At 56.5% G+C, this 25,330-nt stretch carries 27 protein-coding genes; 13 read left to right on the forward strand and 14 right to left on the reverse strand.

Annotation, left to right across the window (positions count from 1 at the left end):
• Positions 1–48 precede the first annotated feature (48 nt).
• Genes ACR0MQ_RS06125 through ACR0MQ_RS06135 form a run of 3 tightly spaced genes read left to right on the forward strand, consistent with a single transcriptional unit; the run spans position 49 to position 1,512 of the window.
• Positions 49–822 (forward strand): heme ABC transporter permease, encoded by a 774-nt coding sequence (locus ACR0MQ_RS06125; protein ID WP_480606676.1) that lies wholly within the window; start codon positions 49–51, stop codon positions 820–822.
• Positions 819–977 (forward strand): heme exporter protein CcmD, encoded by a 159-nt coding sequence (gene ccmD / locus ACR0MQ_RS06130; RefSeq protein ID WP_010442050.1) that lies wholly within the window; start codon positions 819–821, stop codon positions 975–977. The genes ACR0MQ_RS06125 and ccmD overlap by 4 nt, the downstream gene beginning before the upstream one ends.
• Complete coding sequence (locus ACR0MQ_RS06135) at positions 970–1,512, forward strand: DsbE family thiol:disulfide interchange protein (RefSeq protein WP_480606679.1); 543 nt, start codon at positions 970–972, stop codon at positions 1,510–1,512. The genes ccmD and ACR0MQ_RS06135 overlap by 8 nt, the downstream gene beginning before the upstream one ends.
• Here the strand turns inward: ACR0MQ_RS06135 and ACR0MQ_RS06140 are convergent.
• The 3 genes from ACR0MQ_RS06140 to acnA form a co-directional block, all read right to left on the reverse strand.
• Positions 1,507–2,208, reverse strand: coding sequence for an SDR family NAD(P)-dependent oxidoreductase (locus ACR0MQ_RS06140; protein ID WP_480606682.1), 702 nt, complete (start codon positions 2,206–2,208; stop codon positions 1,507–1,509). The genes ACR0MQ_RS06135 and ACR0MQ_RS06140 overlap by 6 nt on opposite strands.
• 115 nt (positions 2,209–2,323) lie before the next feature.
• The gene (locus ACR0MQ_RS06145; protein ID WP_170773149.1) at positions 2,324–3,826 is read right to left on the reverse strand and encodes a BCCT family transporter; all 1,503 of its coding nucleotides are present in this window, start codon (positions 3,824–3,826) and stop codon (positions 2,324–2,326) included.
• Between the two features lie 117 nt (positions 3,827–3,943).
• On the reverse strand, positions 3,944–6,634 hold the full coding sequence (acnA, locus tag ACR0MQ_RS06150) for an aconitate hydratase AcnA (protein ID WP_480606684.1): 2,691 nt from the start codon (positions 6,632–6,634) through the stop codon (positions 3,944–3,946).
• 226 nt (positions 6,635–6,860) lie between these two features.
• Between acnA and ACR0MQ_RS06155 the strand changes: the two genes are divergently transcribed.
• The gene (locus tag ACR0MQ_RS06155) at positions 6,861–7,562 is read left to right on the forward strand and encodes a DUF1223 domain-containing protein (protein ID WP_480606687.1); all 702 of its coding nucleotides are present in this window, start codon (positions 6,861–6,863) and stop codon (positions 7,560–7,562) included.
• Here the strand turns inward: ACR0MQ_RS06155 and ACR0MQ_RS06160 are convergent, their stop codons facing one another.
• The 4 genes from ACR0MQ_RS06160 to purB form a co-directional block, all read right to left on the reverse strand.
• Complete coding sequence (locus ACR0MQ_RS06160) at positions 7,563–8,486, reverse strand: lysophospholipid acyltransferase family protein (protein WP_170473356.1); 924 nt, start codon at positions 8,484–8,486, stop codon at positions 7,563–7,565.
• An 85-nt stretch (positions 8,487–8,571) separates the two neighbouring features.
• The gene (locus tag ACR0MQ_RS06165; RefSeq protein ID WP_480606689.1) at positions 8,572–9,648 is read right to left on the reverse strand and encodes a flagellar motor switch protein FliG; all 1,077 of its coding nucleotides are present in this window, start codon (positions 9,646–9,648) and stop codon (positions 8,572–8,574) included.
• A gap of 84 nt (positions 9,649–9,732) precedes the next feature.
• Positions 9,733–10,275 carry a tetratricopeptide repeat protein gene (locus ACR0MQ_RS06170; protein ID WP_480606691.1) on the reverse strand — a complete coding sequence of 181 codons (543 nt, stop codon included), beginning with the start codon at positions 10,273–10,275 and terminating at the stop codon, positions 9,733–9,735.
• A 374-nt stretch (positions 10,276–10,649) separates the two neighbouring features.
• Entirely contained in the window at positions 10,650–11,954 is a 1,305-nt protein-coding gene (gene purB / locus ACR0MQ_RS06175; RefSeq protein WP_319544843.1) for an adenylosuccinate lyase, read from the reverse strand.
• 88 nt (positions 11,955–12,042) lie between these two features.
• On the opposite strand from purB, the gene ACR0MQ_RS06180 reads away from it, so the two are divergent.
• The 6 genes from ACR0MQ_RS06180 (at position 12,043) to ACR0MQ_RS06205 (ending at position 15,027) form a co-directional block, all read left to right on the forward strand.
• On the forward strand, positions 12,043–12,375 hold the full coding sequence (locus ACR0MQ_RS06180) for a hypothetical protein (protein WP_010442060.1): 333 nt from the start codon (positions 12,043–12,045) through the stop codon (positions 12,373–12,375).
• A complete protein-coding gene (locus tag ACR0MQ_RS06185; protein WP_480606695.1) occupies positions 12,372–12,794 on the forward strand; it encodes a DUF6314 family protein in 423 nt (140 codons plus the stop codon). The genes ACR0MQ_RS06180 and ACR0MQ_RS06185 overlap by 4 nt, the downstream gene beginning before the upstream one ends.
• Positions 12,795–12,869: 75 nt before the next feature.
• On the forward strand, positions 12,870–13,457 hold the full coding sequence (locus ACR0MQ_RS06190) for a biotin transporter BioY (protein ID WP_010442062.1): 588 nt from the start codon (positions 12,870–12,872) through the stop codon (positions 13,455–13,457).
• Positions 13,458–13,596: 139 nt separating this feature from the next.
• Complete coding sequence (locus ACR0MQ_RS06195) at positions 13,597–14,154, forward strand: hypothetical protein (RefSeq protein WP_170773161.1); 558 nt, start codon at positions 13,597–13,599, stop codon at positions 14,152–14,154.
• Between the two features lie 10 nt (positions 14,155–14,164).
• Positions 14,165–14,509, forward strand: coding sequence for a UbiA prenyltransferase family protein (locus ACR0MQ_RS06200; RefSeq protein WP_170773163.1), 345 nt, complete (start codon positions 14,165–14,167; stop codon positions 14,507–14,509).
• Between the two features lie 182 nt (positions 14,510–14,691).
• Positions 14,692–15,027: a hypothetical protein gene (locus tag ACR0MQ_RS06205; RefSeq protein ID WP_170773165.1), complete on the forward strand. Its 336-nt coding sequence runs from the start codon at positions 14,692–14,694 to the stop codon at positions 15,025–15,027.
• A gap of 12 nt (positions 15,028–15,039) precedes the next feature.
• Here the strand turns inward: ACR0MQ_RS06205 and ACR0MQ_RS06210 are convergent, their stop codons facing one another.
• Positions 15,040–16,254 (reverse strand): bifunctional alpha/beta hydrolase/OsmC family protein, encoded by a 1,215-nt coding sequence (locus ACR0MQ_RS06210; protein WP_480606698.1) that lies wholly within the window; start codon positions 16,252–16,254, stop codon positions 15,040–15,042.
• Positions 16,255–16,510: 256 nt separating this feature from the next.
• Here ACR0MQ_RS06210 and ACR0MQ_RS06215 point away from each other — a divergent pair, with 256 nt between their 5' ends.
• Complete coding sequence (locus ACR0MQ_RS06215) at positions 16,511–16,705, forward strand: hypothetical protein (RefSeq protein ID WP_170472274.1); 195 nt, start codon at positions 16,511–16,513, stop codon at positions 16,703–16,705.
• A gap of 3 nt (positions 16,706–16,708) precedes the next feature.
• Here ACR0MQ_RS06215 and dddP read toward each other — a convergent pair whose 3' ends face one another.
• Positions 16,709–18,052, reverse strand: coding sequence for a dimethylsulfonioproprionate lyase DddP (gene dddP, locus ACR0MQ_RS06220; RefSeq protein ID WP_170540625.1), 1,344 nt, complete (start codon positions 18,050–18,052; stop codon positions 16,709–16,711).
• 124 nt (positions 18,053–18,176) lie between these two features.
• Here dddP and ACR0MQ_RS06225 point away from each other — a divergent pair, with 124 nt between their 5' ends.
• On the forward strand, positions 18,177–18,920 hold the full coding sequence (locus tag ACR0MQ_RS06225; RefSeq protein WP_170773171.1) for a heme-dependent oxidative N-demethylase family protein: 744 nt from the start codon (positions 18,177–18,179) through the stop codon (positions 18,918–18,920).
• A gap of 36 nt (positions 18,921–18,956) precedes the next feature.
• On the opposite strand, the gene ACR0MQ_RS06230 is transcribed toward ACR0MQ_RS06225, so the two are convergent.
• The 5 genes from ACR0MQ_RS06230 to ACR0MQ_RS06250 all read right to left on the reverse strand — a co-directional run bounded on the left by ACR0MQ_RS06230 (position 18,957) and on the right by ACR0MQ_RS06250 (position 23,456).
• Positions 18,957–19,868 carry a hypothetical protein gene (locus tag ACR0MQ_RS06230; protein WP_480606702.1) on the reverse strand — a complete coding sequence of 304 codons (912 nt, stop codon included), beginning with the start codon at positions 19,866–19,868 and terminating at the stop codon, positions 18,957–18,959.
• A gap of 197 nt (positions 19,869–20,065) precedes the next feature.
• Positions 20,066–20,860 carry a lytic murein transglycosylase gene (locus tag ACR0MQ_RS06235; protein ID WP_170540619.1) on the reverse strand — a complete coding sequence of 265 codons (795 nt, stop codon included), beginning with the start codon at positions 20,858–20,860 and terminating at the stop codon, positions 20,066–20,068.
• Positions 20,861–20,925: 65 nt separating this feature from the next.
• Positions 20,926–21,573 (reverse strand): MSMEG_1061 family FMN-dependent PPOX-type flavoprotein, encoded by a 648-nt coding sequence (locus ACR0MQ_RS06240; protein WP_170773175.1) that lies wholly within the window; start codon positions 21,571–21,573, stop codon positions 20,926–20,928.
• A gap of 105 nt (positions 21,574–21,678) precedes the next feature.
• Positions 21,679–23,085: a type I glutamate--ammonia ligase gene (glnA, locus tag ACR0MQ_RS06245; protein ID WP_170472262.1), complete on the reverse strand. Its 1,407-nt coding sequence runs from the start codon at positions 23,083–23,085 to the stop codon at positions 21,679–21,681.
• A 32-nt stretch (positions 23,086–23,117) separates the two neighbouring features.
• Complete coding sequence (locus ACR0MQ_RS06250) at positions 23,118–23,456, reverse strand: P-II family nitrogen regulator (RefSeq protein WP_074734010.1); 339 nt, start codon at positions 23,454–23,456, stop codon at positions 23,118–23,120.
• 170 nt (positions 23,457–23,626) lie between these two features.
• Between ACR0MQ_RS06250 and ACR0MQ_RS06255 the strand changes: the two genes are divergently transcribed.
• Positions 23,627–25,219: an NAD(P)H-hydrate dehydratase gene (locus ACR0MQ_RS06255; RefSeq protein WP_170773177.1), complete on the forward strand. Its 1,593-nt coding sequence runs from the start codon at positions 23,627–23,629 to the stop codon at positions 25,217–25,219.
• Positions 25,220–25,330 lie beyond the last annotated feature (111 nt).

Here is a 25,330-nt window from a genome sequence, read left to right on the forward strand (position 1 = left end):
TGACTGAGGTCAATTGAGAACCATGCCGACTCGGACTAGATAGGGCCCATGACAATCGCAGCCAAAGCCAACGCCCTTTGGGAATACGCCAATCCGCGCAAGTTCCTCGCCACCAGCGAGCGGGTTCTTCCGTTCTTCTGGATCGGTGCAGGTCTTTTTCTGGTCGTAGGATTGATCTGGGGCTTTTTCTTTACCCCCGATGACTACAAGCAAGGCTCGACCGTAAAGATCATATATCTACATGTCCCGGCCGCTCTGATGGCAATCAATTGCTGGCTGATGATGCTGGCAACCTCGCTCGTCTGGCTGGTGCGTCGCCACCATGTGAGCGCGCTGGCCGCGCGCGCCGCGGCGCCCATCGGCATCGTGATGACGCTGATCGCATTGGCCACCGGAGCCATCTGGGGCCAGCCCATGTGGGGTACATGGTGGGCCTGGGATCCGCGCCTGACCTCGTTCCTGATTCTGTTCCTGTTTTATTTGGGATATGTCGCTCTTTGGGAAGCTATCGAAGATCCGGACACCGCGGCTGATCTGACCTCGGTCCTTTGCCTCGTGGGCTCGGTCTTTGCGTTTCTCAGCCGATATGCGGTGAACTTCTGGAATCAGGGGCTGCATCAGGGGGCTTCCGTGATGCGTGCAGGGGCGATCACAGGTACGGACACCGAGGAGAAGGTTAGCAACATCTACTTCTATCCGCTGCTCCTGTGTATCATCGGCTTTGTGCTTCTGTTTATCGCGCTGGTCTTCTATCGCACGGGCACCGAAATCCGAGCCCGTCGAACCAAGGCGCTGATGGCGCGGGAAAGGGTGAACGGATGATCCCTGATCTTGGAAAATATGCCGATACTGTTTTGTGGTCCTATGTTGTATCCATCGGGCTTCTGATTGCGCTGGTGGGATTCAGCGTGATCCGAGGCCGCAAGGTGCGGGCTGAGATGGAGAAAGTCGAACAGAGGATGTCGCGCAATGGCTAAGATTTCGCCCCTGATGATCGCGCCTCCTCTGATTTTCGGAGCCTTCGCTGTGCTTGCTGGAATCGGCATGTTCCGCGACGATCCCAATGCCTTGCCTTCGGCGCGCGAAGGGCAGCCTGCTCCGCCCGTCGTTCTGACAGAGTTCGCGGGTAAACCCGGTTTCGACGATGCCACCCTGCGTGATGGTGAGGTCAAGCTGGTCAACTACTGGGCCAGTTGGTGCGCCCCGTGCCGCGTCGAACACCCCAATCTGCAGGCCCTGTCAGACGAGGGGACTCCAGTTTACGGCATCAACTACAAAGACCAACTGGACAATGCCGAGGCTTTTCTGACCGAGCTGGGTGATCCATACGCCGGGATCGGACGGGATGAACAGGGCCGTATGGGGCTGGATTGGGGCGTCTATGGCGTGCCCGAGACCTATGTGGTCGATGGTGAGGGCACGATTATTCTACGCTGGGCTGGGCCGATTACGCAGCGGGTGATCGAAAGCACGATCCGCCCGGCGCTTGAGAAAGCTGCGGGCGGCTCATAAGCGATAGCCACCCGTAACGGTTAACACCTCGCCGGTGATAAACGACGCGGCATCTGAGGCCAAGAATCTAACAGTCTTCGCGATATCATCGGGCTTTCCCGCGCGTCCTAAGGCGGTGTCGTTGATAAACAGAGCAGTCAGTTCCTCAGGCCGAGGTGCTTCGGGAATGTTAATCGCGCCTGGCGCCAGTGCGTTGACACGTATCCCCTCGGGCCCAAGCTCTTTGGCCATGGCGCGGGTCCACAGGTTCAAGGCCGCTTTACTGGCGCCATAGGTCACTGCGTCTCGGGGGGGCAGAACTGCGTTCATTGATGAGATGCTGACGATTGAGGCATCGCGTTTCAGATGCGGCAGCGCGGCGGTTAACAACGCTGCTGGAGCCAGTAGGTTAAGGTCCAGAATGGCGCGATGGTTCTCGGCCTGAAATTCTTCTTTCGGCGTAGATTTCACCAGACCGGCGTTATTGACGATCACATCAAGCCGCCCAAAGTGCTGCACTACCTGTTCGATCACGTTGGCAGGCTGATCTGGCGCGGACAGGTCGGAACGTATGGCCAGTTTATTCCCGCCCAAAAGATCTGGCCTCGGTTCGCTCGACAGCCACGTAAATGCAATGCGGTGATCGCGGCCCAGGTCTTCGACGATCGCGCGCCCAATGCCGCGCGCGCCGCCGGTTATCAATGCGACTTTTTCCATAGTCGCAGAAAATCGGTAAAGCGGCAGGGATTCAAGCAGTTACTTGCGAACCAAAATCCAGATCATTGCGCCGATGAAGGCAAATGTGGTCAGGTTCATCAGGGTGTCTGTCAGATCACCGATCAGCATGGATTTGCCCCTCCTCTCGTAACCCTCGGAATAGGCAGACCATCAGCAGAACCGAGATGAACACAAAGGGTAGCGCTCCAAGTGAAATCAGGACTTTGACCGAGTCCACCGAGCCCGACAGGATCATCGCGACGCTCAACAGGCCCAGTAATGCGCCCCAGAGCAGGCGCACGCGCGGTGGCGGATTTTCATCCCCCTCGGTCGAGAATGTGCCCAGCACAAAGGCCGCGCTGACGACGCTGGTTACGATGAACAGAAATGCCGCGGCTACGGTTGCGAGTGTTGTGATCAGCGACAGCGGCAAACGGTCGAGCAGGGCGAAGGTCACACGCTCGATGTTTGTTTGCGTATAGGCCAACAGCTCTCCGGCACCGTTGAGCGCCTCAAACAGACCGATGCCGCCAAAGGCGCCGAACCAGAGGATCGAGAACAGCGTGGGCGCGAAGAGCACTCCGATCACGAATTCTCGGATCGTGCGACCGCGAGAGATGCGCGCGACGAACACGCCGACAAATGGCCCCCAAGCGATCCACCAGACCATGTAGGTCAGGGTCCAGTCGCTGAACCATTTGGTGACGTCATCGCCGAAGAACGTGAAGGTCTGAAAGCCCCGAGGGATGACATTGGTGACGTAATCGCCGAAGCCCTGAACCACGGTGTTCAACAGATACTCGGTGGGGCCGAGGACCACTGTATAGGCCACCAGGCAGATCGCGATCAGCATTGCTGCATTCGACAAACGCGCCATGCCTTGGCCAAGGTCGATCAACAGAGCAGGGATATAGGCAGCGACCATCGCCAGAAAAACAACGCTGATCAGAAGAGAGCCAACCGTTTCGCGACCACCTAGAACCGCGATCCCGTCCGCCACTTGAAACACGCCCATGGCCATGGAGCCGCCGACTCCGATGGCGATTGCGACGATGGCCATGAAGTCCGACAGCCAACCCACGCGCTCGGCCCAGCGTTCTCCGGGGAACAGGCTTTTGATCGGGGCGCTGACCATCATGCCCGTCCCGCGCCGAAAGCTGAAATAAGCGATGGTCAGCGCGGTGGAGCCGTAAATCGCCCAGGCGTGCAGGCCCCAGTGGAAGTTCGTCGCCAGCATCGCCTGCTGCGCGGCAACATAATCGGGGGCCATGCCTGAGATGAAGTTGAAATGGGTTAGTGGCTCGGCGACGGCCCAGAACAGCAATCCGACGCCCATTCCGGCCGAGAACAGCATTGAGATCCAAGTGGCGGTCGAGAACTCGGGCTCTTCATTATCCCGGCCCAAACGAATGTTGCCATAGGGCGAAAATGCCAGAACCAAACACCCGATCAACATGCCCGAGGCCGCGAGCATCACGAACCAGCCGCGACTGTGGAAGGTTTGCTGCACGATGCCGTTGGCCCAGGATACTAAACTCTGGATATCGATCACGCCCCATACCCCGATCACCGAGATGACGCTGAGCGAGCAAACCAGCAAGGCGTTAGGTTTTTTCATAGTGATTGGGTTCCAGATGTGCTTTCGCCCAACAGTTTCAGACTTTTGAATAAATGACCAGAAAACAAAACCCCCGGCGCTGGGCCGGGGGTCAAGATTGGGTTGTAAGCTATTGCGTTACGGAGATTTTGCGAGGTTGCGCAATACATATTGCAGCACGCCGCCGTTTTCGATGTACTCGATTTCGGGTGCGGTATCGATGCGGCACTTCAGGGTGATGGTCTTCTCTGTGCTATCGCCGTAGACGATGGTGCAGGGAACTTCTTGCAGCGGTTCAATGGTATCCAACCCGTCGATCGAGACGGTTTCATCCCCTTTCAGACCCAGCGACTTGCGGTTGTCGCCGCCTGTGAATTCGAACGGGATCACACCCATTCCGACGAGGTTTGAGCGGTGGATACGCTCAAAGCTCTCTGCGATCACGGCTTTGACACCCAACAAAGCGGTCCCTTTGGCCGCCCAGTCGCGCGAAGACCCCGCGCCGTATTGCTCGCCCCCGAAAACGACCAGCGGTGTGCCGTTTGCCTGATAGGCCATCGAGGCGTCATAGATCGACGTCTGCTCGCCATCGGGTCCTTTTGTATAGCCACCTTCGACGCCGTCCAGCATCTCGTTTTTGATGCGGATATTGGCGAACGTGCCGCGCATCATGACCTCGTGGTTGCCACGGCGCGACCCGTAGGAATTGAACTCGCGCGGCTGAACCTGACGTTCAATCAGGTGCTTACCGGCCGGAGTTGTTGTCGCGAAGGACCCAGCGGGTGAAATGTGGTCGGTGGTCACCATGTCACCCAGAACAGCCAGAACCTTCGCCCCGTCGATATTCGAGATTGTGCCGGGTTCATGTCCCATGCCCTGGAAATAGGGCGGGTTCTGGATGTAGGTCGAAGCAGGTGGCCAGTCATAGGTTTCGGCATCGGTGGTCTCAACCGACTGCCATTTCTCGTCGCCTTTGAAAACGTCGGCATATTTCGACTGGAATGCCTCGCGTGTCACGGTTTCCTGCACCAGATCGGCGATTTCCTTTTGGCTTGGCCAGAGATCTTTCATGAAGACATCGTTACCGTCTTTGTCCTTGCCGATTGGCTCGGATGTCAGGTCGATATCCATGGTGCCCGCCAATGCGTAAACGACAACCAGCGGCGGTGAGGCCAGATAGTTCGCGCGGACATCAGGCGAAATGCGACCTTCAAAGTTCCGGTTCCCCGACAGGACTGAGGTTGCGACCAGATCGCCCTCGGCAATCGCTTCGCTGATTTCTCTCTGGATCGGGCCAGAGTTACCGATACAGGTGGTGCAGCCATAGCCCACAAGGTTAAAGCCGATCGCGTCCAGATGTTCCTGTAGACCAGCGGCTTCAAGATACTCGGACACCACTTGCGACCCAGGGGCCAAAGACGTTTTGACCCAAGGTTGGCGGTTCAGGCCCAGCTCATGCGCTTTCTTCGCCACCAGACCAGCGCCAATCATGACATAGGGGTTCGACGTGTTGGTACAGGAGGTGATCGAGGCGATCACAACCTTGCCGGACTCCATTCCATATTCTTCACCTTTGACTTCGATCTGTTTGCCCATCGGGCGCTTGAAGGTCTCGGCCATTTCCTTGGTGAAGGCGGCTTTGGCGTCGGTCAGCGCGACATAATCTTGCGGACGTTTCGGGCCCGAGATCGCGGGAACGATCGTGCCCATGTCCAGTGACAGGGTGTCGGTGTAGATCGGGCTGTAATTATCATCCCGCCAGAACCCGTTTTCCTTAGCATAGGCTTCGACCAATGCCAGACGATCCTCATCGCGCCCGGTATTGCGCATGTAGCGCAGGGTTTCGCCGTCGATCGGGAAGAAGCCACAGGTCGCGCCGTATTCGGGGGCCATGTTGGCGATGGTGGCACGGTCAGCCAGTGGCAGCCGGTCCAGTCCTTCACCATAGAACTCGACGAATTTGCCAACCACACCTTTCTCGCGCAGCATCTCAACGACCTTCAGAACAAGGTCTGTGCCGGTCGTGCCTTCGACCATCGAGCCCGTCAGTTCAAAACCCACCACCTCGGGGATCAGCATCGAGATCGGCTGGCCCAACATCGCGGCCTCGGCCTCGATCCCGCCAACGCCCCATCCCAAAACGGCCATGCCGTTTACCATGGTTGTATGACTATCTGTGCCAACTAGTGTATCTGGATAGGCGACCTCTTCGCCACTTTGATCTGTGTCGGTCCAGACGGTCTGGGACAGATATTCAAGGTTCACCTGATGGCAAATGCCTGTGCCCGGGGGCACAACGCGGAAGTTGTTGAACGCACCCTGACCCCATTTGAGGAACTGGTAGCGCTCCATATTGCGCTCATACTCGCGGTCTACATTCATCTGAAATGCGCGCGGGTTCCCGAACTCGTCGATCATGACCGAGTGGTCGATGACCAGATCAACCGGGTTGAGCGGGTTAATTTTCTGGGCGTCACCACCCAGCGCTTTGATGCCGTCGCGCATCGCTGCCAGATCAACCACAGCCGGGACGCCAGTAAAGTCCTGCATCAGCACACGGGCAGGGCGATAGGCAATCTCGCGTGGGTTCTTGCCGCCATTTGCGCCCCATTCGGCGAAGGCCTTGATGTCATCTACGGATACTGAGAATCCGTCATCTTCGAAGCGCAGCATGTTTTCCAACACCACTTTCAGCGCGGCAGGCAGGTTCGAGAAATCACCCAGGCCTGCTTCTTGAGCAGCTGGAATCGAGTAATAGGAAATGGATTTACCATTCACGTTCAGACTGCGGCGTGTTTGGGCTGTGTCCTGTCCGACCTTGATGGGCATCTTTGGCCTCCCTCTCGAATGATTTGGATACTAGAGTTCGCTATGGCTTATCTGCATCACGGCACGCGTTGTTTCAAGGTGCAACGGGTCGCATACATGTAAAATTGTATACCATTGCACACATTTTGCCGAAGATTGAAGGTTTCGGTCTCAAGAAACCTTGATTGGCAGTTTTTTCAGTTTCGATCTAAACCAGTTGAGCACTCCGCGAAAATTGAGAGAGATAATGTATAGATCAGCCGCCGTGACCGCGTTTGTTTCGCTTTTTCTTGCCGTTTCAGCAGACGCTCAGGATGATCCGGTTGTTGTCGAGCTGTTTACATCGCAAGGGTGTTCGTCCTGCCCGCCCGCGGACCGGATCATGCATGAACTGGCCAAGCGGGATGATGTGATCGGGCTGGCGCTGCATGTGGACTATTGGGACTATATTGGGTGGAAAGACGAATATGCCGATCCCGACCATACGGAGCGTCAGAGAGCCTATGCGCGCGAAGGTGGGCGGACGATGATTTATACACCTCAGATGGTTGTGAACGGTCAGCAGGACGTGGTGGGTGCAAAGTCGTTTGAGTTGGAACGGCTGATCGACGCGCACCAGACCGCAGCGCCCCAAGCCGAGGTTAGCGCCACGCGTACGGCTAACGACGTGACTGTGGACGTTGTCCCGGTCGAGTTGGCGAAAGGTGAAACCTATGATGTGCGGGTCGTGCAGTACTCACCGATGCGTCACGCCTCAATCCGGCGTGGGGAACTGGCAGGGCACGAACTGGATTATGCGAATGTCGTTGAGAATTGGCAGGTGGCCGGTCACTGGGATGGCCAAACACCGCAGAGCTTCACTGCGTCGCTGTCATCGGATTTACCGGCGGTAGTTCTGATCCAACGTACAGAGCATGGTCCGATCGTCGCTGCGGCAAGAGTCGAATAATCAAGGCATATCTTTGGGTTGAACGCCTAGTCCACGCCAGGCCTTCCAGCGGCGGTGAATCCAGAACCATTGCCCCATATGTTGACGCACCATCGCCTCCAGATCGTCATTGGTGAACTGGGTCATGCTTTTGGCATCGGTATGAGGGACCGGGTCGTGCAGGACGATGTCAAAATCGATCCCATTGGGTTGGCGCACCGCATAGCAGGGGATCAGCACGGCCTTGTACTTGATCGCAAGTTCCGCGTTCAGCACCGAAGTCACGGCGGGTTTGCCGAAAAAGGTCAACTCTTCGCCGCCATGCGCATGCAGATCGGATACGATGGCGATAATACCTCCGCTTTTGAGCGACCTGACCATCTCAACCATGCCCCGGCGCCCCTGTTCGAACATGGGGGAACCAGTCTGATGGAATGCTTCGACATACATGTCGTTGAAGTACGGGTTAGCCATGCGGCGATAAAGGCAGCCGATGGGTCGACCGCTGCGGGCCTGCAAAGCGACGCGCGCTGCCAGATAGTGACCAAAATGTGCAGTGATCATCATCACCGGACGTCCCTCGGCGACGGCGGTATCAAACGCCTGGACCCCCGATCCAGAAACTTTGGCCTTGCTTTGCCGGTCAATGAAACCATCGGCCGAAAAGTGCTCCATGATCGCGCGTCCAGCATTGTCAGGCACGGCGCGGCAGATTCGCTTGACCTCGGCCTCGGGTAAGTCGGGGCAGGTGAGTTTCAGGTTGCGGCGCACACGGGTCCGGAAACCAACCAAAGGCGCAAGCCAGCGAACAATTGCTCCCATTGCGCCGATACGGCGCTCGTATGGCAGCAGGCGCATACAGCCGATCACACCGGTCAGAAACAAGTTGGCGATGTAGTATTTTCCAAGCTCAAAGCGGCTCAGTTCCGACTTTTCGACGGGCATGGGGAAGAACACCTGAGTGTTGTGAACTGCGCGCTCAGACATACAGTCCTCATCGTGCGATCACAAGTAGCCGCGCCGGGCCAGATTATTCTTCAGCCTCTTCCGTTTCGACAAGTGTAATCGCGCCTTCGTCCAGAAGGGCGCGAATGGCGGCGACGATCTGAGACATCGCATCCTCGGTATCGGATTGTTTGACCTTGCCACGTTCGGCCATTTCTTCACGCAGATTGTCTGCCATGCGAGAGGACATGTTCGCCAAAAAGAACTCGACCGTTGCAAGGTCTTCGTCGGTGCTGGCCCCGGCAAGTGCGGTGACAAGAACAGGTTGGTCCACGCCGCGCAGAATCGCAGGAATATCACGGGATTGGATTCGGGCGGGCACGTGCGAAAAGATGAAGATCGATTGCCGGACGGTATTGGCAAAATCGGCGTCTTCTTCATCCAGCGCGGTCAGCAAACCATCACGCGTCGCCGCAGCGGACTGGTTGAGGATCGCGCCCACACGCTCACCCGGTCCATCCCGAAAGGCGGGCTCAGGGCGTTGATCCAATTGAGCAGCCAAGGACCAACCAATCCGCTCAACCGCCTCAGGCGTCACGTTGGTCGTTTTCGATACCGCATAGGTTATCCGCCGCGCCGTGGGGCCGGGCAGGTGGCCCAGCAATTGTGCAGCCTTGGCGGTTTCTAGTTTTGACAGCATGACGGCTGCGACTTCGGTGCTTTCCGCTCTGGCCATCTCGGCCAAATCTTCTGCGGATACCTCGCGCAAGCGTTGCCATGGGTCACCGATCTGGCGTACCCCCGCCACCTTGCGCAACCGGGCAGCGGTGGCCGGGGCAATTTTGCCATTCACGGCATCCAGAGCGCCGGCCAGCCCATGTGGGAATGAAAGACCGACACCATCAAGCGCATCGGCAAATTCCTGTGCAACAGCGGCGAGCGTCACTCGGTCAACCAGTCCCATTTGACCCAGTTGATGGGTCAACTGCTCCTGCAGCAGGTCAGGCAGTTCCTCAAGCGGGATATCCGCGCCTTCGTTCAGAAGAAGCCGGACAACAACCGCAGCCTTTTCCTGATTGCTGAGATTACGAGGCATGACGCGTGGAGCGTCGTTCTCTTGGTCTGCCGCCGGGGCCTGAGCACCCGGCGCCATCTGTACCATTAGTTTCGTATCCTGCATCTGCCTGCATTGCCAATATTGCGTTGCAGGTAGATTAGCGAGACTCAGGTAAAGAAACCCTGAAACTCAGTAGCTATAGGTCAGCCCGGTGCGAATAGCCTCGCGCAGCGATGCTTCGGCCCAAGTACCTTCACCGCTGCGCGCCTTGATCTCGCGCCATTGCGCGATGGCCAGTTCGGTCTTTCCTTCGGCGACAAAGCCCTGACCCATATAGCTACGGGCGAGGATGTTATCAGGGTTTGTTTCGATGGCTTTCTCATAGAAGGTGTTGGCCAGTTCCAACTCACCCATTTTGCGATAGGTGAAGCCCCAATAGGTCTGCACCCGATCGTCATCTTGGTTCATGATACGCAGAATGCCCTGCGCGTTCTCATACTGCCCGGCATAGGCCAACTCACGCACGGCGTCATACAACTGATCGTCGGAAAACTTGGATTTATCCGGTTTAACACAGCGCCCTGCAGACTCGTCGTAAACCCGACCAAACAGGCACTTCTTGGTGGTATTTGTCGGCTTGGGTGGGCTGCTATCACCACCACCCGCAGCAATTGCCATGGGTGCGAAGGTAAAGGCCTGAAGAGCGATGGCCGAGGCTAGTACGAGACGCATGTTCCTACTCCGTTGTCAAAGTGACTTGTTACAATCATAGCGTGATCTACAAAAAAGCTAACGATTGACTGATCGCTTTTATTCACAAGCAGGAAATAAAAATGTCAGCTATTGACGATTTTCATGCAGCTTTGGCTTTCGCTGTCCCATGTCGTGCCTTCCGCACAGGACTGGGTTTGCTTTGCATGACCGCTGCAAGCAAGCCCGGCGGTGCCTGCGCAAATCAATGCAATTGCACATAGAGCAGTTCTTAGCATCGTGTTTTCCTTTCGCGGAAAAGATGCCAGCAGATTACCCGAGTTTTGCCAATCTGGCAAAGAAACAAGGCCCGGCCTGAACAAACAGGCCGGGCCTTGCCTAAATCCGGTCTGGACTTATTCGCCGAACACGCGCGCGAAAATCGTATCGACGTGTTTGGTGTGGTAGCCGAGGTCGAATTTTTCTTCGATCTCATCCGGGCTCAGCGCGGCGGTGACATCGGCGTCGGCCAGAAGTTCCTCTTTGAAGTCGGTGCGATGTTCCCAAACCTTGAGGGCATTGCGCTGAACCATCGCATAAGCATCCTCGCGGCTCACACCTGCTTGTGTCAGCGCCAGCAGCACTCGCTGGCTCATCACAAGGCCGGGGAACTTGTTCATGTTTTCAAGCATGTTCTCGGGGAAGATCAGCATCTTGTCGATCACCCCTGTCAGGCGGGCAAGGGCAAAATCCAGAGTGATGGTGGCGTCCGGCCCGATCATGCGTTCGACCGAGGAGTGCGAGATATCGCGCTCATGCCACAGCGCCACGTTCTCCATCGCCGGGACCACGGCAGCACGCACCATACGGGCCAGACCGGTCAGGTTCTCGGTCAGCACAGGGTTCTTCTTGTGCGGCATGGCCGACGAGCCCTTTTGGCCCATCGAGAAAAACTCGGCCCCCTCCAGCACTTCGGTCCGCTGCATGTGGCGGATTTCGATAGCGATGTTTTCGATGCTGCTGGCGATCACGCCCAGCGTTGCAAAGAAGGCCGCGTGACGGTCGCGCGGGATGACCTGCGTGCTGATCGGCTCGGGCACCAGACCCAGTTTGTCGCAGACATGCTCTTCGACCTGCGGGTCGATGTTGGCGAAGGTGCCGACTGCGCCGCTGATCGCGCCGGTGGCGATTTCTGCGCGGGCGTCGCGCATGCGGGACAGGTTGCGGTCCATCTCGGCATAGAAACGCGCGAAGGTCAGGCCCATGGTGGTGGGTTCGGCATGGATGCCGTGGCTGCGACCGATGCGGATGGTGTTCTTGTGCTCGATAGCGCGGCGCTTGAGGGCGGCCAGCAGACCTTCGAGGTCAGCGATCAGAATGTCGGCGGCGCGAGTCAATTGCACGTTAAGGCAGGTGTCCAGCACGTCGGAACTGGTCATGCCCTGATGCACGAAACGGGCTTCTTCGCTGCCCACATGTTCGGCCAGATGGGTCAGGAAGGCGATGACGTCGTGCTTGGTGACAGCTTCGATCTCGTCGATGCGGGCAACGTCGAATTCGACGTCCTTGGCTTTCCACACCGCCTCGGCGTTTTCACGCGGGATCACGCCCAGATCGGCCATGGCGTCGCAGGCATGGGCCTCGATCTCGTACCAAATGCGGAACTTGCTCTCGGGTGACCAGATGGCGACCATCTCGGGGCGTGAATAGCGGGGAATCATTGGCGGCAGCACCTTTTTATGATTGGGATGAGGCGTTGGCGCGGGGTTTAGCCGCGCATTGACCAAGGAACAAGGCGCGAGTGCTGGGATGAGACGGTTTGCCCTGATTTTATTGCTTTGGCCGGGAATTTTATCCGCCGAAGAGTTTCGGCGGCTGACAGCGGATGAAATACTGATGGCGCTCATGGGCAAGAAACTCGACTACGGTGAGGGTATCAGCCAGACCTTCGATGACAGCATGCACACGCAGTACTTTTCAGGTCGCCCAAGCGCGGGGCGCTGGGCTGTGCGTGAGGATCGGTATTGTTCGGTCTGGCCGCCATCGGACATCTGGGCTTGCTACGATGTCGAGCAAAGCGGAGATACGATCCGGTTTGTAGATGATGCAGGCAATACGACTGACGGAACCTTTGTGAAGTGAACCTACCCAGGAATATCGCGGATTTCCAAGGGGTTTGGAGCCTGACACGCCTCATCCGGGATGAGCGCGCGGGCCAGATCATTCATGCGGATGGTCAGGCAGAGTTGCAGCAATATGCGCAAGGGCTGATCTATGATGAAACGGTCACGCTTCGCATCCCGGGGCAGCCTGCAATGACGGGAACGCGTCGATACCTTTGGCGTGATGCTGGGGATCAGATTGCCATTCACTTCGACGATGACCGGTTTTTTCACGCACTCAAGCTAGGTCAGCCCCGCGCCGAGGACCACCACGATTGCCCTCCAGACAGCTATGATGCAGTATATGATTTCTCGGGATGGCCGCGCTGGACTGTCCGTTGGGAAGTGTCCGGACCGCGAAAATCCTATGAAATGGAGACCAAATACGCGCTGCGATAGCGTAATCATCTTGCAGCAACGGCCCGGAACGGGCATTGCTGCAGTTGCAAATAAGTCCGAATGTGGAGAAATGAGATGAACGCAAACGTATTGGCCAATGCTTTTGGCCCGCGTGAGGGGACGGCGCTGCGCGTCAAGCAGGTGGCTCTGGTTGCCCTGGGTATCGTTGCTCTGGCTGTTGCTGCCAAAATCAAAGTGCCGATGTGGCCGGTTCCGATCACCATGGGCACATTCGCCGTTCTGACCATCGGCACCGCTTATGGCGCGCGCCTTGGCCTGATCACGATGCTGGGTTACCTGCTGGTTGGCGCTCTGGGCTTTGACGTGTTTGCGGGTTCCTCGGCCGAAAAATTCGGCCTGACCTACATGATGGGTGGCACCGGTGGATATCTGGTCGGTTACCTGATGGCGACCATTCTGCTGGGCGCACTCGCCGCGCGCGGCTGGGACCGCTCGGTCGGCAAGCTGGCGCTAGCGCTGGTATTGGCCAACGTGCTGATCTACGTGCCGGGACTGCTGTGGTTGGGTCAGCTGTATGGCTGGGACAAGCCGATCCTGGAATGGGGCCTGACACCGTTCCTGCTGGGTGACGCGATCAAGCTGGCGCTGGCCGCTCTGCTGATCCCCGGTCTGTGGAAGCTGCTGGGCGACGCACGCACCTGATAGCGCGCTCTTGCGCAAGACACACCCGCGTTCGGAGCTTTCCGGGCGCGGGTTTTTTATTGTCTGCAGAATAGGATACTGGACAAAGTCAATCTGCGTGGGCAACCTGAGACCAGAAAACTGATCAGGTTATTGAGATATGCGTATTTTGTTAAGCCTGGCGCTTGCTGCAAGTGCCGTGACTTGGTTGGCTGTAACGCCTGTGCAAGCCGACACACCGGTGACCTACACCGATGAAGGGCGCGCCCTGTTCCGCTTTGAGGTTCCCGACTTCTGGACATTGCGCACCGGTGGCCCGCGTGAGATCGAGGATACCAATCTGGGCGATGCCCGTGCGGTTTCGCGCGTCATGGGGATCAGACCGGTGACTGACGATAATGTCTGGATGGGGTTCGTCTCACCATCGCGGGTTTCAAGCATTCAGGGCGGGCTGCGCTATCTTGAGGATATCGACAAATTCCTCGTCAAAGACCCGACCGTGACCAGTACGAGCGATACAAGGATTGGTGGGCGGCCTGCGCATATCGTTCGCGGCACCGGCAATCGGGATGGGCGCGGGGTGAACTTCACCGCCACGGTAATCGACCTGCCGCGCGACCGTGTGGCCATTGGGGTTGCGATCCTGCGGGACGGGGCCGATCCGTCTTATGTTGATGCCTTGAACGCCGTTTTCGCGTCGTTCCAGTCTTTGCAGTAAGGAGGCCTGGATGACACGCAAAGTGATAAAACGCTCAGTTTTGGCGCTGGGACTGGGGGCTGCAACCTTCACATTGTCAGCCTGCGATGGCGTAACGGTCGGGGTAGGGTATGGCGTCGGCTATGACCCATTCTACGACTCAATGCTGTGGAATGACTATTACCACGATCATGATATAGACGTGGATATCAATCGACCCGACAGACCCGACAGGCCTAACCGCCCGGAGCGCCCGAACCCGCCGCAGCGGCCCAAACCTCCAGTCGCCAAACCACCTACGCGCCCGCATCCCCCAGTGGCGCGCCCCCCGGCGGCGCGGCCGCCGATCCATCGGCCGTCTCCAAGACGTCGCTGAAGGATTCGGGGCAGATTGGTCTGTCCCAACCCGAACGGGGATTGGTACGATAGGCCCCACAGATTATGCGAATTGCAAATCCGTGATAGAGTGCAAATTGGGCGGGCTTGATTTAGAAGTTCCGTAATAACAACTGCATCGAATGTCACAGCCCGCTCGACCTTTGCCAATAGGAGTCGACGATGCTGACTGAAGAACAGCTAAGAGCCATCGCAGCCGCGTTCTGCGGTATCCTGATTGTGCCCAATATCGGTCTGCCGAACCCGTTTCGCATAAACCTGAATGCCAGGGCCATTCCCGAAGATATTATCGACGAGATCGAAGATGATATGGGCGACTTTGGATTTGCCGCTCATCCACGCGGACCGTTTGGAAAGGATATCCGCGACGTCTTTATGGAGATTTCGTTCGATCAGAGGGGATGCGTCTATTCGATCTCTGTTGTTGGTGGGGTCAAGCGCGGTCTTGGCGCTACCAGACGCCGAGAGACGCACTCGACAGATTGGAAAGCGCCCTGATCCAACCGCAATTTACTGCAGAAGTTCAGTCGTGATATGGGCCGAGCCTTCAAGAGTTCTGTGAACAGGGCATTTGTCGGCAATCTCCAGCAGTTTGGCCTTCTGATCCGCGTCCAGCGGGCCCTCCAGCCGAATTTTACGGCGAAACTGATCGACCTTGCCTTCGCTGGCAAGCCCGGCATCCTGCGCGTGAACTTTATCATGACAGACATCGACCGTGATACCTGTCAGCGGCCAGCGCTTGCGGCGGGCATACATGCGAATGGTCATCGAGGTACATGCCCCCAACCCGGACGACACGAACCCGTAAGGTGACATGCCCCGATCCGAACCACCATAAGATGCGGGCTCGTCCGCGACCGCGTGATGACGCGGGCCCGACTGAATGTCCTGCAGAAAACCCGACGGGTCTGCCTCGGTCACGCGAACGACACCTTCCGGTGCCCCAGGTGGCGGGGCCGGAGGGCACAGCTTGACATAGCGGGAAACCCACGCGGTGATGACATCAGCCGCATAATCCGCATCCTGTGCACGCGTGATCAGGTGGTCGGCATCATCGAGTGTAACAAAGCTTTTGGGATGTTTTGCCGCCATGAAGATGGTGCTGGCATTGTCAATACTGACCGTGCTGTCGCGTGGTGCGTGCAGGATCAGCAAGGCAGCTTTCAGATCAGCAATGGCCGGAGTGAGCGCGGTTGCCGAAATATCTTCAACAAACGCCTTGCCAATGCGGAACGGACGCCCTCCCAACGACACTTCGGCGCTGCCTTGAGATTCGATTTCGGGCAAGGCGGTCTCGAAATGGTGGGACACATGGCCGGGGTCGGCGGGTGCGCCGAGCGTTACCACGGCTTTGATTGACGGAATTCCTGCACGTGCTCGCAATACGGCAGCGCCACCAAGCGAATGGCCGATCAGAAGCGACGGCGCCATATTACGGCCCGCAAGGTATTCTGCGGCTTTGATCAGGTCCTCGACATTCGAGGTGAATGTCGTATTGGCGAATTCGCCGTCCGAGTGACCAAGACCGGTAAAGTCGAACCGCAGGACCGCGATGCCCATCGCCGCCAGGCGCGCCGAAATTCGCCGTGCTGCCGGAATGTCTTTCGAGCAGGTAAAGCAATGTGCAAATAACGCCGTCGCCAGAACCGGCCCGTCTGGCAAATCCAAGCGCGCGGCCAGTTGGCTGCCGTCGTGACCGGCTAAGGTAATGCGTTCGGTAGGCATGATTATTCCTAGGTTGTCAGGTTTCGACAATACTGTGCGCTGAGGGCGGGCGGCTCAACCCTTGTGTCAGGCGCGTCACGGGAAGGTGAGAGATCGGGAAGTGATCTTATCTGGGCACCAAGTTCTTTGTACAATTTTCGTCAAAGAGCCTGATAAATCAAAATTGGTGATGTATTGCCGTAAAAATATTCATTTTACTTATTTGCCGTCGCCTCCCAACTAATAGTCATTCCAATGACTCACTGTGGAGGCCAAAATGGCACATTCGACACCTGTACCTCTGAGTCCGGCAATTCGTCCCGGAGTACTGATTGCGATCCTGCTGACGGGCGCAATCGGTTTCGCGCTTGGGCAAAACTGGCCACTGAGAACCTTGCCCCAGGAAACACAGATCATCACCGCGCCCGAGGATTGGCACGGTAACGTCAGGCGATCTCACTGGTCGAAATAGCGCTTAGTTTGCGCCCATCAACTGTGCGTCGAACGGATACTTGGTCAGGTTTTCGTAGCCGTCTTCTGTAATCAGCACCTGATCTTCCAGCTTGATTGAGAAGTCGCCACCTACCTCACCGACCGCCGCTTCGACGCACAGCACCATTCCTGGTTCAAGCGGGTAGTCATAGGCCCCTTCCACCGCCTTGTCTGGATAAGCCACCAAAGGCCATTCGTCGCACAATCCCACGCCATGCATCAGGCAACCATATTTCTGTGCCTGGAATTTGTCGTCCAGCCGGTGTGCATTTGCGGTCAGTTCCGGGATCATGACGCCCGGTTTCAGCATTTCCATATTGGTCATGATATGCTCGTGCGCGTGCTGCATTGCATAAATCATGTCAGGCCGTGGCTTTTGATCGCCGATCCACCATGTGCGTGAAATGTCGATGCAAATGCCGTATGATCCGATCAGGTCGGTATCGAATGCGATGATCTCGTTCTGTCTCGTGATACGTGGGCCACATTCCTGAAACCATGGATTGGTACGCTGGCCTGAAGCCAGAAGCCGAGTTTCGATCCACTCGCCTCCGCGTCGAATATTTTCAGCATGTAAAACGGCCCAGATGTCATCCTCCGACGTCTTACCATCACCGACATTGGCACGTGCGAACCGCTCCATTTCAGCGACGGCGGTTTCACAGGCGTGGCTGGCACAGCGCATGGCGAGGATTTCGTCGGGGCCTTTAACAGCGCGGGTTTTCTCGGTGAGCTCTTCCCCTTCCATAACTTGAAACCCTTGCGCCTCGAGCGCGCGTAGGCCGTGCAACATGATCTTGTCTACACCAAGTCGCTTATTTCCGCCGCCATGTTCCTCGATCAACACGCGCACTTCGTTCGAGAACACATCCGCCGCGATATCGATTTTGTCGCCCCGGTCGAAATAGAACAGATCCGCACCCGAGCGTTGCTCGCGCACCAGCGGGTTGAACTTCGACAGGAAAGGAGAGTTTTTGTAGTCCCAGATGACCATATAGCCATCTGCGCAAACCAACACCGCCCGGAACGGATTGTGAGTGTTCCAAAGCTGCATATTGGTGCTGTCGGTCGCGTAGCGAATGTTGAGGGGGTCAAACAGCAAGACACCACCCCAGCCGCGTTTCACAATGGCTTGGGTTAACCGCGACCAGCGGTATTCCCGCATCCGTTCGAGATTGGGAAGGCTCAGCCCTGCGGCCGTCCATTCATCAAAGGCCAGCTGGGTCGGTCCGATTTCGATCCGATCATTGTCATTCGGAGTTCCATCGCCGAGAGTGGTGCCCCTGGTGGGATCAATCTTACGGGTGTCGCGATAGGGTGTGTTCACGGGCGGGCCTTTCTGCTTGCCAACCCAGCCTGCAAAGCCAAAGACGATACGTCTCGAAAGTTTGCGACTGTCTAGAAGTCGCTTTTTGACCGGCAAAGCCAGTTTGGGATGCTATGCCTCAGTCATGACGGAGATATTGCAGCATTCCATCCCCCACAATCCGCTTGCCCCAAACCCGCTACCTGGGATCAAGCCGGCTGATCCTAACAACTGGTTGCACCAGGACGATGCCTTTGCGGCTCAGATGCAACGGCGGACAGATTTGTTGGAAGAGCGGACGTTAGATGTTCTGGCCCAGAGCCCCGAAGCATCGAAGCCCGCGCAGGAGTTGCTTGAATTGGTTCTCAGGCAAGCCTACCCGGATGCTTCCGATCAAGTTGTTAGGCCAGACGGGATCAAAATCGAAATTGATTGGGACCACCCGTTGGAAACGCTTTGCCAATTGGTACAGGAAGATTTCTGTATATTGCAGAAGCACGGTAATGAGCATGTACTGACAGGCGCGATCCTGTGCTTTCCTGCAAGCTGGATGTTGTCCGAAAAATTCATGCGCCCACTGACTGGAATTCATGAACCCGTGGATGTCTACGACGCAAACGTAGCACTTAGGGTTCAGCGTTTATTTGATGGGATTCAACCGAACCGCCCGCTGTGGCGGTTTAATGCGCTTTGGTATCATGACGCTGAACTGTTCCAGCCACGCAGTATGGCGCAAAGACGTGCGCCACAGAACGAAAACACCGCCCGGTATCTGCGCAGCGAACGACAAACTCTCTTGCGTCTACCACAAACAGGCGCGGTGGTATTTGCCATCCACACATACGTGATGGCGGCGGAGCAGATCTTAGAACTGGAAAACCCCGCCTGACGGCGGGGCTTCCAAGGAGGGTCTTGGGTCGTTTGGTTACATGCCTAGGGCGTTTGCGACCTCGCCAAAAGCATTTGTAAGGTTCAGGCCGAAAATCGCGGTTGTAAATGCCAACACCTGAGTGTTGAGGCGAAAGTCCTCACCGCGGATCAGATTGACAGCCGCCAAGGAAACGGCAACAGGGGCAGATATGCTGGCAATCGCGCCTGTCATGCCCCAACTAGTCAGCCTAAGGATATCGCTTGGGCGATCGGTTTCCACAGCGCTGTCCTGAGAAAGGTTTGCCGACGGCGACGGATCGGTTTCAGTGCGAAACGCAATACTGAGGAGTTGGTCATCGCTCAGCTTTATTGGGCGCGGCTTGCTCCGGGTTTTGGTTTCCAGTTGCTCTGGATTGGTGTCGGGCAAGTCGAGCCCGGCAAATGGACCTCTGATCGCTTCGAAAATCTGTTTCCGATTTCGGGAATTGCGGGGGCTGATCGAGTCGAACGCGCTCAGGAATTGTTCAATCGTCAGCACTGTTTTGGGCGATAACCATTCAACCCGACGTGTCGTGCAGATATCGACCATGCGGTAAAGCATCACAACCAGCATCAGCTCTGAAATTTCGCTATCATCAAGCAGCTTTGAAACTGGACAAATTGTAATCGTCAACCGGTTGTCTGGGGGGGCTACGACACGACGAGCTTTGGTTCTGAGACCCGCAGATTTGTCCATCCGTTCATGGTGGCTGAGTTCAACTGCCTTGGATTCTGAATCAAGGGTCAGACGCACAAGATACTGGCTGCAGACGATGCTTGCCTCGGATGCACTGAGAAGCGTCTTGCGCTCAACCAGATGGCCATAATCCGCGAGTGTGGTGGATACGACATCGCAAACGCGTTCAAGTGCGCCATCCGCAGAGCCGTCGAACTGGAGACCGCCGTGGTACATATGCTTCGAAGTCACAGCATGTTCCTTTGCCGTAATAATCTTCACAACAATGTAGCAACCGAAATGGTGCAAATTTTGACGAAAATGCAAGAAAGTCAGAGATTTCCATCATTGATTACACTTTGGAAACCAAGAAAAACGCGGTTTTCTTTAATATATGTGGCGAGAATGTGGCTGAAATCGGATCTGCCGGGCCAGATAAGTTGGTCGACTCAACCGTCGATTCGAGCGGCCATAATAGCGATGGATTGCTGATAAACAGTGGCGGCATTCCACTGTTGGATAACCGCAAAATTCGGCTCGCCGGATTGGTAGCCACGTCCTGGCTTCCACCCTTTCTTACGTAAGAAATTTGCAGTTGAGGCAAGGGCGTCGGTCATGTTGTAGAAATCGACCCGACCATCACCCGTTGCGTCCACGCCATAGGTCAAAGCATTGCCAGGCAAAAATTGCGTATGACCCAGCTCGCCATGTTTTGCCCCTTTTGTCGCCATCGTGACGCTTCCTTGATCGACTAATTTTAGCGCACCAATGGCATGCGGGATAAAGAACTCGGATCGGCGACAATCATAGGCCAATGTTGTGATTGCGGAAACAACCTGGCTGTCGCCCATGAAGTTACCAAAGCCGGTTTCCATGCCGTGGATGGCAATCAGAACACCCGCGGGCACCCCGTATTGGCGCTCCAGAGCAGCATAGAATTGCGGGTTGCGCGCCTTACGCTTACGTCCCTGCGCGACGATGGTATCCGCTCCGCGAATTTTCATGAACTTGTCCAGCGAGTATTTGAAGCTTTTTTGATTGCGATCAGCTGCAATGGTGCGGGTCGCGTATTGGGTCTGCGCCAATGCCTGCAGGCCTTTCTTTTTCACCCCAGCGCGCTTGGCCGTTTTGGCGAAGTCGGCTTTCCAAGCCTCAAATCCGCTACCGGTATTGCCGCATGGGGCCGTGAACGCCATCGAGGGCATGAGAATAGCGATAGCAACGCTGGTGCAAATTCTAAGCATGAAGGAAATCCGATTGCAGAATAACTACTTCAGCCTAAGCTTTGATCGCTGTCTGGCAAAGCGGTTTAATACAGATCAAGTTCACCTGTGGTTTTCAGGGTTTCGAACCACTCGTCCGGAGTTTTATCGATCTTGGCATGCTTGACCATCATCGCGTTCATATTGGGCAGATGCGAAGAATCCGGCCATTCCTCTGGCTGCCACAGGTTTGAACGGATGATGCATTTGGGGCAGTGCGCAAAGATGGTTTCGACATGGATCAACAAGGCCAGTTTGGGGGCATGACCTCCAACATCCATGGTAGTAAGCAGTTCAGAATCCGCACAAATCCTCGCGGTGCCGCGAAGTCGCAGCGTTTCCATTTTTCCGGGGACAAAGAAGATCAAACTAACGCGCGGGTCCTTCAGAACGTTGTGAAAGGTATCTACGCGCTTGTTTCCGGGGCGGTCGGGCAGGGCGATCAGCGTGTCAGAAATGATGAATGTAAACCCTGCCGGGTCCCCGCGTGGAGAAATATCTAGATAGCCGGACGGGTTCGCCGACGCGATGAGGCAGAAAGGTGAGGTTGCGATAAAGTCACGGCACATCTGATCCAGCGCCGGAAGTTCTTTGTCGATGATCTGAGGCAGGGGGTGCCCGCAAATCTGTTCGAGTTCGGCTTCTGAGGTCACGAGATTTGCGAACTCTGAAAAAGGTGAAGCATCGACGGGCATGCGCGTTCCTCCTTTGGTGCTGGTTCAACGAGTTTGGAAGATCGCGCCAAACGAAACAAGGGCGCCCCGAAGGGCGCCCTTAAAACAGTCCGATATGCTATTGGATCAGCAGCTGTAGTACATGCCGTACTCAACCGGGTGCGGCGTGTGTTCGTAGGTTTCGACCTCTTCCATCTTCAATTCGATGTAGCCGTCGATTTGGTCTTTTGTGAACACGTCGCCCTGCAGCAGGAAGTCGTGATCGGATGCCAGAGCTTCTAGAGCCTCACGCAGCGATCCGCAAACGGTCGGGATGTCGGCCAGTTCTTCGGCGGGCAGATCGTACAGGTTCTTGTCCATGGCTTCGCCCGGATCGATCTTGTTCTTAATGCCGTCCAGACCGGCCATCAGCAGCGCAGCAAACGCTAGGTAGGGGTTTGCGGCGGGATCGGGGAACCGAGCCTCAACCCGTTTGGCTTTCGGGCTTTCGGTCCACGGAATACGTACACAGCCCGAGCGGTTGCGGGCCGAGTAGGCGCGCAGAACAGGGGCCTCAAAGCCTGGGATCAGACGCTTGTAGCTGTTGGTCGCCGGGTTGGTGAAGGCGTTCAGCGTTTTGGCGTGCTTCAGAACGCCACCGATGAACCACAACGCTTCATCCGACAGATCAGCATATTTGTCACCTGCAAAGAGCGGCTTGCCGTCTTTCCAGATCGACATGTTCACGTGCATGCCGGTGCCGTTATCACCTGCGATGGGCTTCGGCATGAAGGTGGCCGATTTGCCGTAGGCGTGGGCGACGTTGTGGATCACGTATTTGTACTTCTGCAGCTCGTCGGCCTGTTTGGTCAGGCTGTCAAAGATCAGACCAAGCTCGTGCTGGCACGAGGCGACTTCGTGGTGGTGTTTGTCGACCTTCATACCCAGACGCTTCATGGTGCTGAGCATCTCGGAACGCAGATCCTGGCTCTCGTCCACCGGGTTCACGGGGAAGTAACCGCCTTTGACCCCGGGACGATGGCCCATGTTGCCCATCTCGTATTCTGTGTCAGTGTTCCACGATGCATCAGTTGCATCAACTTCGTAAGATACCTTGTTGATACTGTTAGAGAAACGAACATCGTCGAACAGGAAGAATTCGGCCTCAGGGCCCATATAGGCCACATCACCGATACCGGACGCCTTCAGGTAGGCTTCGGCTTTTTGCGCGGTGCCGCGCGGGTCACGCTCATAGGCTTCGCCGGTGTCGGGCTCGACAACCGAGCAGTGCAGGCAGATGGTCTTTTCCGCATAGAACGGATCGACATATGCGCTGTCAGTATCGGGCATCAGCTTCATGTCGGATGCTTCGATCGACTTCCAGCCTGCGATGGACGATCCGTCGAACATGAAGCCTTCTTCCAGAAAGTCTTCGTCGACCTGATCGGACATGATGGTTACGTGCTGAAGCTTGCCGCGCGGGTCGGTAAAGCGGATGTCGACATATTCGGCGTCCTCATCCCGGATCAGCTGAAGAACTGCGTCCTTGCTCATACTCTCTATTCCTCTGATTTGAGATTAGTCGGTTACAGCGCGTCCGAGCCGGTTTCACCGGTGCGGATGCGGATAGCTTGTTCAACGGGCGAGACAAAGATTTTGCCGTCGCCGATCTTGTCTGTCTTGGCTGCGCCAACGATGGCTTCGATGGCGGCGTCAACCTGATCGTCGTCCAGCACCACCTCGACCTTTACCTTGGGCAGAAAGTCGACCACGTATTCAGCGCCGCGATAGAGCTCGGTGTGACCTTTCTGACGGCCAAAGCCCTTGACTTCGATCACGCTGAGGCCCTGTACGCCCACGTCCTGCAGCGCTTCTTTCACTTCGTCCAGCTTGAACGGCTTGATGATCGCTTCGATCTTTTTCATTCCGGCTCACCTTGCATGGTTGTCTTGAAGGCACTGATCACGTCTAAGATTGGGCGGCAATCTGATTGCTGTGTTGCGGGCTGCCAGAGACAGTGAAAGCTATCATTGGATCAAATTTTGATCGCTGTGCACAAAAAGTAATCAAATTTGAATCGCCTGAGGGGCCAGAGATGACGAAACTGCTGACCGCTGCGCAAATGCGCCTCATCGAGACCACCGCGATTGGTCTTGGGCAGGCGACGGGTCTTGAGTTGATGGAGCGCGCAGGACAAGGCGTTGTGGCCGCGATTTTTGAGGAATGGCCAGACTTAGCGAAATCCGGAGGTCGCGCGGTGATATTAAGTGGCCCGGGCAACAATGGCGGAGACGGCTTTGTGGTCGCGCGGTTGCTGCAAGGGCAGGGGTGGCAAGTCGAAGTGTTGCTCTATGGTGACCCTGCCAAATTGCCACCAGATGCGCGCGTGAACTATGAACGGTGGGAAGGAAGGACGCTTGGCGTGGCTGATTTTGGTAAGGCTGAAATTCAGCATCCTGACCTTTCCATTGATGCATTGTTTGGCACCGGATTGACACGACCAATCGAAGACCCGGTTTTGTGGGAATACCTATGGGCGCATGATGATGCGGAAGACGCATGGGAAATGCGCAGGCAAGGTCGTGGAACCGATATCGTACCACCACGAACAGTCGCAATTGATCTGCCTTCAGGTCTCTGCTCGGATTCAGGCAAAGTTATTGGGGGCGCCTTTGCACAGCATGGTCGCCGTTGCGCACGGTCCGCCCTGACCGTTTCATTCCACGCGCGAAAGCTTGGGCATGTTCTGAGCGAGGGTTCATCTTATTGCGGTCGGCTGGTCGTGAAAGATATCGGATTGAATCGGGATGAGGGAGAGATTGAGGCAGCAACTTCTGTCGAAGCGCCATCTGGCACTCATCTCAACAAAAGTGAGCACAGCCATAAGTACTCGCACGGTCATGCGCTTGTCCTGTCGGGCGGCGTCCGCAGAACCGGGGCCGCACGTTTGGCAGCCCGAGCGGCGCTGCGGATAGGGGCGGGGTTGGTGACACTGGGTGCGCCACCTGCCGCGCAAATGGAGATCGCGAGCCAGATCACCGCTCTGATGCTGAAGCGGGTTGATGGGGTAGGGGACTTACTTGAAACTCTGCAGGATGAGCGGTTTAACGCATTGTGCCTTGGACCGGGCCTGGGGGAAACGCGATCTCGGGAATTGGTGCCGGTTGCACTAAGCGCAGCGCGGCCGACTGTGTTGGATGCGGATGCCTTGTCAGCATTTGCCGAAGAACCGGCGGCGCTATTAGAACTGCTGCATGAAAGATGCGTGCTGACGCCGCATACAGGAGAGTTCGCGCGTTTGTTCCCGGATATCGCAGAAAAGCTGAATGAAGTGCCCGCCAAGGGCCCGGCATTCTCTAAGGTTGATGCGGCTCGTGAGGCGGCGGTGCGAGCTGGATGTTGTGTACTGGTGAAGGGGCCTGACACGGTCATTGCCACGCTGGACGGGCGGTGCTCGGTCAATTCTGCACATTACAACCGGGCGGCCCCCTGGCTCGCAACGGCCGGATCGGGCGATACGTTGGCCGGCTTCATCACCGGATTGCTTGCCCGTGGGTTCGAGCCAATGCAAGCGGCAGAAATGGCGGCCTGGCTGCATGTTGAGTGCGCCCGGAACTTTGGGCCAGGCTTGATCGCCGAAGATTTGGCCGAGCAGTTGCCCGCCGTATTGCAACAGATTGAAGTATAAATGGATCGGCGGTTAATGGCCGATCAAAGCCCAAAGCGGCGAATTTATGCCGCTGCGTCCCACCAGTCGCATAGCGGCTGTTTGCAGTATGCAACGATCGGCGTCACAATT

This window comes from Ruegeria sp. AN6, from assembly GCF_056540425.1.